11 protein-coding genes and 1 pseudogene are annotated in these 8,253 nt (G+C 70.2%); 11 read left to right on the top strand and 1 reads right to left on the bottom strand.

Annotation, left to right across the window (positions count from 1 at the left end; translation table 11 throughout):
- From GRC12_RS38865 to GRC12_RS38815, 11 genes are all read left to right on the top strand, one after another.
- Positions 1 to 573: hypothetical protein (locus GRC12_RS38865; RefSeq protein WP_208785094.1), on the top strand; the 573-nt coding region annotated here is incomplete at its 5' end.
- Positions 573 to 1,154, top strand: coding sequence for a hypothetical protein (locus GRC12_RS38860; RefSeq protein WP_208785093.1), 582 nt, complete (start codon positions 573 to 575; stop codon positions 1,152 to 1,154). The genes GRC12_RS38865 and GRC12_RS38860, both read left to right, overlap by 1 nt.
- Before the next feature lie 390 nt (positions 1,155 to 1,544).
- Positions 1,545 to 2,270 carry a hypothetical protein gene (locus GRC12_RS38855; protein WP_208785092.1) on the top strand — a complete coding sequence of 242 codons (726 nt, stop codon included), beginning with the start codon at positions 1,545 to 1,547 and terminating at the stop codon, positions 2,268 to 2,270.
- Between the two features lie 17 nt (positions 2,271 to 2,287).
- The gene (locus GRC12_RS38850) at positions 2,288 to 3,136 is read left to right on the top strand and encodes a hypothetical protein (protein ID WP_208785090.1); all 849 of its coding nucleotides are present in this window, start codon (positions 2,288 to 2,290) and stop codon (positions 3,134 to 3,136) included.
- Positions 3,133 to 4,440: a CpaF family protein gene (locus GRC12_RS38845; protein ID WP_133043402.1), complete on the top strand. Its 1,308-nt coding sequence runs from the start codon at positions 3,133 to 3,135 to the stop codon at positions 4,438 to 4,440. The genes GRC12_RS38850 and GRC12_RS38845 overlap by 4 nt, the downstream gene beginning before the upstream one ends.
- A gap of 5 nt (positions 4,441 to 4,445) precedes the next feature.
- On the top strand, positions 4,446 to 5,444 hold the full coding sequence (locus GRC12_RS38840; protein ID WP_244374443.1) for a type II secretion system F family protein: 999 nt from the start codon (positions 4,446 to 4,448) through the stop codon (positions 5,442 to 5,444).
- Positions 5,441 to 6,364 (top strand): type II secretion system F family protein, encoded by a 924-nt coding sequence (locus GRC12_RS38835; protein ID WP_208785089.1) that lies wholly within the window; start codon positions 5,441 to 5,443, stop codon positions 6,362 to 6,364. The genes GRC12_RS38840 and GRC12_RS38835 overlap by 4 nt, the downstream gene beginning before the upstream one ends.
- 62 nt (positions 6,365 to 6,426) lie before the next feature.
- Entirely contained in the window at positions 6,427 to 6,678 is a 252-nt protein-coding gene (locus GRC12_RS38830; RefSeq protein ID WP_208785088.1) for a hypothetical protein, read from the top strand.
- Between the two features lie 23 nt (positions 6,679 to 6,701).
- Entirely contained in the window at positions 6,702 to 7,154 is a 453-nt protein-coding gene (locus GRC12_RS38825) for a TadE family protein (protein ID WP_208785087.1), read from the top strand.
- Entirely contained in the window at positions 7,154 to 7,594 is a 441-nt protein-coding gene (locus tag GRC12_RS38820; protein ID WP_208785086.1) for a TadE/TadG family type IV pilus assembly protein, read from the top strand. Before GRC12_RS38825 ends, GRC12_RS38820 begins: the two co-directional genes overlap by 1 nt.
- A gap of 14 nt (positions 7,595 to 7,608) precedes the next feature.
- Positions 7,609 to 8,052 (top strand): TadE/TadG family type IV pilus assembly protein, encoded by a 444-nt coding sequence (locus GRC12_RS38815; RefSeq protein WP_208785095.1) that lies wholly within the window; start codon positions 7,609 to 7,611, stop codon positions 8,050 to 8,052.
- 10 nt (positions 8,053 to 8,062) lie between these two features.
- Here the strand turns inward: GRC12_RS38815 and GRC12_RS38810 are convergent.
- A pseudogene (locus GRC12_RS38810) lies at positions 8,063 to 8,253 on the bottom strand (hypothetical protein); the annotation flags it as partial.

The following is an 8,253-nucleotide window of genomic DNA, read 5'->3' as shown; positions in this document are numbered from 1 at the left end:
CCCCCGTCCGACTACCGCCTGGCCGTCCCCGAAGGGTGGGAGCGGATCGTCCTCGACCCCGACCGCTGGCCCCACCGCATCGACCGGCTCGTCAACCGCGGCCTGCGCCGCACGAAGGCGACCCCGCAGCTGAAGGCGGCGCTCGCGGAGCGGATGCGGGCTCAGGCTGAGGCGGCGCACGCCAACGGCGGGCTGGAGATGTACGTCGTCAACCAACTCCTCGGCCGGATACCGGTCTCCGCCGGACTCGTCGTCACGCTGCTCAAACCCCCGCCCGGTACGGCCGCCGGCGAGCTGTCCGACATCGCGCTCTCCCTCGGCGCCCGGGGTGAGGATGTCACCATGACCGACCTCCCCGCCGGTCCCGCCGTACGGCACCTGCACCGCCGCCGACCCGCCCCCGACGACGCGGACGGCAACAAGCTCACCGTCACCCACCTGGACGTCTATCTCGCCGTCCCGCAGGCCGATCAGCGGCTGCTGCTGTCCTTCTCCACCCCCATGGAGCCGCTCGCCGACGCGCTGGTCGGCCTCTTCGACTCCATCGCCCGCACGCTGCAATGGATGGCCTGATGCCCGCCTTCTCCTCCTCGACCGTGCGTCTGAAGGCGCCGGACGACGCCGTGCGCCTGCCGGTGCGGGAACCGGTCGACCTCGCCGCGTGGGCGGCGGAGGCGGCCCGGCAGCGGACGGACGACGAGCGGCTGGTACGGGCGCTGGCCGAGGAACTCCACGAGGCCGCCGCCGACGCCCGCACCCGGGGCCCCGTCACCGCGCTGTCGTACGTCCCGGAGCCTCACCGTGGTGAGTTGGCCCGCATCGAGCTCTCGGCGCTGATCGCCGACGACACGTACCCGATCATGACGGTCGATCTCCTGGCCCGCTGCCTCACCACCATCACGGCGATCTCCTTCCGCCCACCCGTGGCGGAGTACCACGACCTCCCGGCCGGCCCGTCCGTCCGTGTGCGGCACGCGTACGTCCAGGACGCCGACCGGGACGGCACGGGGACGCTCCTGGAGACCTGCGCGTACGGGATCGTGCCGGACGAGGGGTGGGGGCTGGTGCTGCTGACGTCCTGGCGGGCGGTGGCCAGGAGTGACGAACTGTGCGCGCTGACCGACGACTTGGCCAGGACCGTCACGATCGGGTGAACCCGGACCGGGCAAAGATCATGACACGGTGGCTCAAAGGCTTCGTGAGCGAATCGTGCAGGCCTCATGGGTGGAGCGTGATGAACGTCCCGGTACGGGTGGGATGTCGGGGCGGTGCCGGATTCACTGAAGCACAGGTGGCGCAGGGTTCCGAGGCCGCGCACAACTGGGGAGTACGCGCTTCGAGTTGCAGGTGGATAACGGTGTGGGAGGTGCGGTCCAGGAGTCAGGACGCGCCTTGAGGGGCTTATGTGCGGCTGATACGGTGCCATGGCTTGACACTCACTTCTGTGCTGGACAGCCCGCCGGTCGCAACCCGGGGTCAGTGGTCGGGAAGTGTGAAGTGTCCATATTGGTAGGCAATTTCTTGGGTGTACGGGGAGCTGTTGCGTGAAGATCCAAGAGCGTACGGGGGCGGGCGCGGGACGTCCCGCGGTTCCGGCTCAACCGTCGGTCGGTGACCGGCTTCCCACTCCTCCTCGCGAGCGCAAACCCGCGCTGGCCGCGTTGGCGGTGCTGTTGATCCTGCTGGGTGCGCTCGGGGCAACCATGCTGGTGCTCCAGGTCGGCAACCGCGTCGAGGTCGTCAAGGTGACGGCTGACATCCAGGCCGGCGAGTCGGTGGGCAACAACGTGACGTCCGTGATGGTTGCCGCCGACGACAGCATCAACTATGTCAGATGGTCGCAGGTCGGCACGCTCAAGACCCTCAAGGCCAAGACCACGATCTACAAGGACACCGTCGTGATGGGGCAGATGTTCGGCTCTGACTCCGGTGTTACGGCGGGCAAGGCTCTCGTGGGTCTCTCCCTCAAGGCCGGCCAGTACCCCACCACCATCGAGCCCGGTGACGTAGTCGCCGCCTACCGAGTCTCCAGCGACAGCGGGTCCAGCTCCAGCAGCAGCTCCTCGTCTTCTTCCTCAGCTTCGTCTGGCGGCAGCAACTCGCTGATCGTCGACCGGGCCACCGTCAGTGAGGTGCCCAAGGCGGGCGACGACCTGGTCGGCAGCACCAGCAAGGCGATCACGGTCAGCGTCGACAGCGACAAGGCCGCCGCCCTCGCCCAGGCCGCCTCCAACGGTGACGTGGCTCTCGTGCTCGTCTCCAGCAAGTAGAAGGCGGCCCAAGAGACATGGCCCTCATCGCCCTCGCCGCCGACAAGGGTTCCCCCGGCGTCACCACCGCGGCCGTCGCGCTCGCCGCGGTCTGGCCGCGTCGTGTGCTGCTCGCCGAGACCGATCCGGCCGGCGGCGACCTGGTCTACCGCAGTGCCGCCGCGCACGGCGGGCCGCTCAACCCCAACACCGGCATGCTGTCGATAGCCGCGACGGCCCGCAGAGGTCTCGTACCCGACCAACTCTGGGACCACGTACAGCCGTTGAGTGGTGGCCTCGAAGTGCTCGTCGGACTCGGGATCGCCGAGCAGGCGGCCGGTCTCACCGGTCTGTGGCCCACCCTCGGACACGCCTTCGCGAGCCTCGCCGACTCCCCGAACGCGCCCGCCGACGTCATCGCCGACTGCGGTCGCATCAGCGGCGACACGCCCGCCGTCGACCTGTTCCCGCACGCGGCCCTGGTCCTGCTGATCAGCCGGACCGAGCCGGAGGCGATCGCCCGCGTCCGCGACCGTGCCCTCGCGCTCGCCAACAAGCTGCACGGCGGCCCCCGGGGCGCCGCGAGCCTCGGCAGCCCGCTGATCGGGGTGATCCTGATCGCCGACACCAACAGCGCCGGCAAGATCGCGGGCCAGGTCAACGACATGCTGGTACACGCCCAGACCGGCGCCCGCGTGGTCGGCACCATCGCCGACGACCCCGCCGGAGCCGACCAGTTGGCCGGACGCAAGCGCGGCCGGCTGGAGAAGTCCCTGCTCATCCGCTCGGCCCGCAAGGTCACCGCGGACCTCTACCAGCAGTACGGCGCCGCCTGGTCCGTACCGACCCATGGCCAGGTCAGCGGCCATGCGGGGGCCGGGGCATGACCGCTGTCGACCACCAGTTGGTCAAGCGGTTCCGGCAGGACGCCGGTGACCGCATCGCCGAGCAGCGCCGGCTCGACCAGGCGAACAACGTCACGCCGATGTCCACCGAGGACGAGCGGCAGTACGCCCGCGCGGTCATAGCCCAGATCCTGGAGGAGTACGCCCGCACCGAGATCAACGCCGGGCGCACCCCCCTCGACGCCGAGACAGAGGAACAGTACGCCGCCGCCGTGCACGCGGCGCTGTTCGGTGTCGGCCGGCTGCAGCCGCTGCTGGACAACCCCGAGGTCGAGAACATCGACATCAACGGGTGCGACCAGGTCTTCGTCGGTTTCGCGGACGGGCGTGAGGTGAAGGGGGAGCCCGTCGCGGAGACGGACGAGGAGCTCATCGAGCTGATCCAGGTGCTCGGCGCCTACTCCGGTCTGTCGTCCCGGCCCTTCGACTCCGCCAACCCCCAGCTCGACCTGCGCCTTCCGGACGGTTCGCGTCTGTCGGCCGTCATGGACGTGGCACGGCGGCCGGCGCTGTCCATCCGTCGCGCCCGCATGGGCAAGGTCTTCATCTCCGACCTGGTCGGCAACGGCACGCTGGCGCCCGAGGTCGCCCACTTCCTCGCCTGCGCCGTCCGGGCCCGCAAGAACATCATGATCGCGGGTGCGACGAACGCCGGTAAGACGACTCTGCTGCGGGCTCTGGCCAACGAGATCCCGCCGCACGAGCGGCTGATCACCGTCGAGCGCGCGCTGGAGCTCGGGCTCGACACGTTTCCCGAACTCCACCCGAACGTCGTGGCGTTCGAGGAGCGGCTGCCCAACTCCGAGGGACAGGGCGCCATCAGCATGGCGGAGCTGGTGCGCCGGTCGCTGCGTATGAACCCCTCCCGCGTCATCGTCGGTGAGGTCCTCGGCGACGAGATCGTGACCATGCTGAACGCGATGTCGCAGGGCAACGACGGCTCGCTGTCCACGATCCACGCCAACAGCTCCAGCGAGGTCTTCAACCGCATCTCCACCTACGCGCTCCAGGCGTCCGAGCGGCTGCCCATCGAGGCCAGCCAGATGCTGATCGCGGGCGCGGTGAACTTCGTCGTGTTCATCCAGCGGCGCAACAACTACCAGACGGGCGGCCGCCTCCAGCGCATGGTCACCTCGGTCCGCGAGGTCAACGGCGTGGACGGCCGGGTGCTGTCCAGCGAGGTGTTCGCCGAGGCGCCGGACGGCCGGATCGTGCCGCACGCGCCGATCTCGTGCCTGGAGGACCTGATGCAGCACGGCTACCGGCCCACCGGAACGTGGGGGTGAACACGATGACTTCAGTGGCACTCGGGTCGCTCGGCTCCATGGGCGGGCTCTTCTCCACCACCGTGCTGTACTCCATCGGGTCCGGCGTCGCCGTCGGCGGCGGCCTCGCGCTGTTCATGGTCGCCGTACGCGGACTGCCCGTGAAGCCCGACCACGAGAAGCAGAAGGCGGCCGAGCGGGCGAGCGAGCTGATCCGGTTCGCCGGCCGGCGCGGATCGCTGGCCGCCATCATCGGCCTGGTCGTGCTGCTGCTGACCCGCTGGGCGGTCGCCGGGATCGCCGCCGGTGTCCTGGTCTTCTTCTGGGACCGGCTGTTCGGCGGCGCGGCCGAGGAACGGGCCGCCATGCGGCGGGTGGAGGCCCTTGCCTCCTGGACGGAGTCGCTGCGCGACACCATCGCCGGTGCGGTGGGCCTGGAGCAGGCCATCCCCGCGTCGGCGCGTGCCGCGGCCCCGGTCCTGCGTCCGCACCTGGACGCGCTCGTCGACCGGCTCCGCTCCCGCACCCCGCTGCCCGAGGCGCTGCAGCAGCTCGCCGACGAGATCAACGACGCGTCCGCCGACATCATCGTCGCGGCCCTCATCCTCAACGCCCGCCTCCGCGGCCCCGGTCTGCGGCAGGTACTCGGCGCGCTCGCGAAGTCGGCGCGTGAGGAAGTGGACATGCGCCAGCGCGTGATGGCCCAACGGGCCTCCACCCGCCGCTCGGTGCAGATCGTCGTCGCCGTCTCGGTCGCCTTCGTACTCGGACTGTCCATCTTCAACCGCGAGTTCGTGGCGCCGTACGGCACGGCGGTCGGCCAGCTCGTCCTCGCCTGCGTGTGCGGTCTGTTCGCGCTCGGCTTCTGGTGGCTGCGCAAGCTGTCGACCATCGAGACGCCCGAACGCTTCCTGGTCCGCGACGAGTCCGGGGTCCAGTTCGTCCGGCCGCGGATGCCCGGCCAGCCGTCCGCCCATCCGTCCGCCCAGCCGTCCGCCCAGCCGGAAGAGGGAGTACGACGGTGAACCTCACCATGCCGGTCGTCGTCGGCGCGGTCCTCGGCCTCGGCGTCTACGTCCTCGTGCGCGCCCTGATGCCGTCCAGGCGCAGCGCGGTCTCGCAGGTCGCCCGCATCGACGCGATGCGGGCGCGCGGGGCGGCGTACGAGTCGGCGCGCACCGCACGCGACCAGGGCCGCCTCGGCTCGCTGCGGTCCGAAGTCGGTGAGCGGGTGGCCGAGTTCTATCTGCAGCAGGGCTGGGAGCAGCGCTCGCTGCGGGCGGACCTCGCGGTCCTGGAGCGCAGCTGGGAGAAGTTCCTCGCCACGAAGGTGCTGCTGGCGGTGGCGGGTCTGTTCTTCGGCCCGTTCCTGTTCGCGGTCGTGTGGACGATGGGCTTCGGCCACAGCCCGATCATCCCGGTCTGGCTGGCGCTGATGTTCGGGGCGGTGTTCTTCTTCCTGCCCGACCTGGAGGTACGGCGGGACGCGGCCGAGAAGCGGCGCGACCTCCGGCGGGTGATCGGCGCCTATCTGGACCTGGTGTCGATGAGCCTCGCCGGTGGCCGCGGTCTGCCCGAGGCGCTGATGGCGGCGGCCGAGATCTCCGACGGCTGGGCCAACCAGCGCATCCGCAACGCCCTCGCCGACGCCCGTATCACCGGTGTCAGCCAGTGGCAGGCGCTGGGCGCGCTCGGCGAGGAACTGGGCGTCGAGGAGCTCAAGGACCTCTCCGCCTCGCTCGCCCTGGTCGCCGACGACGGTGCCAAGGTCCGCGAGTCCCTCGCCTCACGGGCCGAGACCATGCGGCACCGCGAACTCGCCGAGATCGAGGGCAGCGCGGGCGAGAAGTCCCAGTCGATGCTCGTGGCCCAGCTGCTGCTGTGCGCAGGCTTCCTGGTGTTCCTGATCTTCCCCGCGGCCATGCGGGTGTTCCAGGTGCAATGACAAGGGCCCGTACCACCGACGCCATCCAGCCGCCGAACCGCTTCTGAGAGGAACAACTCATCATGAACACAAGGAACTTCACCACCGGCATCCCGGCCGTGGACTTCCTGGTCACCTTCCTGCAGGGACGGGTGCAGCGCGCCCGCTCCGGCGAACTGGACCGCGGTGCCTCCGCGGTCGAGTGGGTCATCATCTCCGCGGTCGTCGTGGCGATCGTCGGCGTGGTGGCCGCCATCATCAACGCGGCGCTGAGCGACGGCGCCAACAAGGTCGGCAACTGCATCAAGGGCGCCAACGCGGGCAAGACCTGCTGAACGCCCGTACGAGATCAACGGGGTTGTCGGTGCGCGTACGTCGCTGGGTACGCCGACGGGTGGAGGTCGCCTCCGCCCGCGGCGATTCCGGCATGACCGCGATCGAGTTCGTGCTGCTCACGCCGGTCCTCTTCTTCATGATCTTCGCGACCGTGCAGTTCGCGCTGTACTTCTTCGCCGACCACGTGGCGCAGGCGGCGGCGCAGGCCGGCGCCCGCAAGGCCCGGGCCACGGCGCATGACGAGCCGGGCGGCTGGCGGGGCGAGGCAGGGGACGTGGTGGACAGCTACATCCGCCAACTGGGTCCGCAGCTCGTGCTGTCGCCGGACGTGAAGATGGTGCAGCCGGATCAGAACACGGTGGGTGTGGAGATCACGGCATGGATCCCCACGGTCTTCCCCGGGCTGAACCTGACCGTGCACGCGCAGTCGGAAGGACCGGTGGAGCGGTTCGTGCAGGACAACGGGGGGAACTGATGGACGCCCACAGGGGTGATGACAGCAGGGGCGGCGATCACGGCAGGGGCGATGACCGGGGACTGTCCACCATCGAGGTGGTGATCCTCGCCCCGGTGATGATCCTGTTCATCCTGGTGCTGGTGGCCTTCGGTCAACTCGTCGACGGGCGCGGGGCGTTGGACGGCGCGGCACGGGACGCCGCCCGCGCGGGCTCGATCCAGAAGGACCACGGGACCGCGATGGCCGAGGCGCGGAAGGCGGCCGAGGCGGACCTCTCGGACGTCTGCTCCGGCCCGGTCTCCGTCGTACAGACCAGCCAGGGCTTCGCGCCGGACACCATCTTCACGGTCGAGGTCAGCTGCCAGGTCCGGGGCCTGGCGATGCTCGGCCTCGACGTCCCCACGACCCTCACCTCCAGCTTCAGTTCGCCCCTGGATCCCTTCCGGAGGACGGCGTGAGCAATGCCGTGCGCATGTGGTGGTCCGCGCGTCGGGCGCGGCTCGACGACCGCGGTTCGGGCGCCGGCGCGGTCATCATCTTCGCGATCGTCTTCCTGTCCCTGTCCGCCTTCGTGATCGACGGCGGCCTGTCGATCTCCAAGCGCGAACGGGCCGCCGACATAGCGGAACAGGCGGCCCGTTACGCCGCCCAGGACATCGACCGGGAGGCCCTCTACGACAACGCGGGCGGCCCAGCGCCGATCAACTACCAGGACTGCGACGCCCGGGTGAAGACCTTCGCCCGGCAGATGGACATGTCCGGCGCGGACATCGCCGCGACCCACTGCGTGGCGGCCGACGCCGAACAGGTCCAGGTCGAGGTGCAGTTGACGTACACGCCGGTCTTCACGGGGATGTTCTACGGCGGAGACGTGGTCGTCCACGGCGAGGCGGTGGCGCAGAACGAGGTCGGCTGAGGCGCGGGCTTCAGTGGTGCGGGTGTCTGTGCCGGTGCCCGTTCCCGTGTCCGTGCTCGTGCTTGCGCTGTTCCGGTCCCTGTCCGTCATGAGGGCCGTGTGCCCCACCGCAGGTGTCGGTGGGCTCGGGCGTGGGCGCCGGTTCGGTCTCCGTGGGCGGGGTGACCGGGGGCGTACCGCCGTCGTCCGGCGGGGGAGTGG

The sequence above is a fragment of the Streptomyces griseorubiginosus genome, from assembly GCF_017614965.1.
GTDB lineage: Bacteria > Actinomycetota > Actinomycetes > Streptomycetales > Streptomycetaceae > Streptomyces > Streptomyces griseorubiginosus_B.
The sequence above is the reverse complement of the archived record's forward strand: the minus strand, read 5'-3'. Positions and strand labels throughout refer to the sequence as shown.

Bases quoted from the DNA above. Each gene is read 5' to 3' on its own strand.
- GRC12_RS38860 (WP_208785093.1), top strand. From the start codon at position 573: ATGCCCGCCTTCTCCTCCTCGACCGTGCGTCTGAAGGCGCCGGACGAC.
- GRC12_RS38850 (WP_208785090.1), top strand. From the start codon at position 2,288: ATGGCCCTCATCGCCCTCGCCGCCGACAAGGGTTCCCCCGGCGTCACC.
- GRC12_RS38845 (WP_133043402.1), top strand. From the start codon at position 3,133: ATGACCGCTGTCGACCACCAGTTGGTCAAGCGGTTCCGGCAGGACGCC.
- GRC12_RS38840 (WP_244374443.1), top strand. From the start codon at position 4,446: ATGACTTCAGTGGCACTCGGGTCGCTCGGCTCCATGGGCGGGCTCTTC.
- GRC12_RS38830 (WP_208785088.1), top strand. From the start codon at position 6,427: ATGAACACAAGGAACTTCACCACCGGCATCCCGGCCGTGGACTTCCTG.
- GRC12_RS38820 (WP_208785086.1), top strand. From the start codon at position 7,154: ATGGACGCCCACAGGGGTGATGACAGCAGGGGCGGCGATCACGGCAGG.
- GRC12_RS38815 (WP_208785095.1), top strand. From the start codon at position 7,609: ATGTGGTGGTCCGCGCGTCGGGCGCGGCTCGACGACCGCGGTTCGGGC.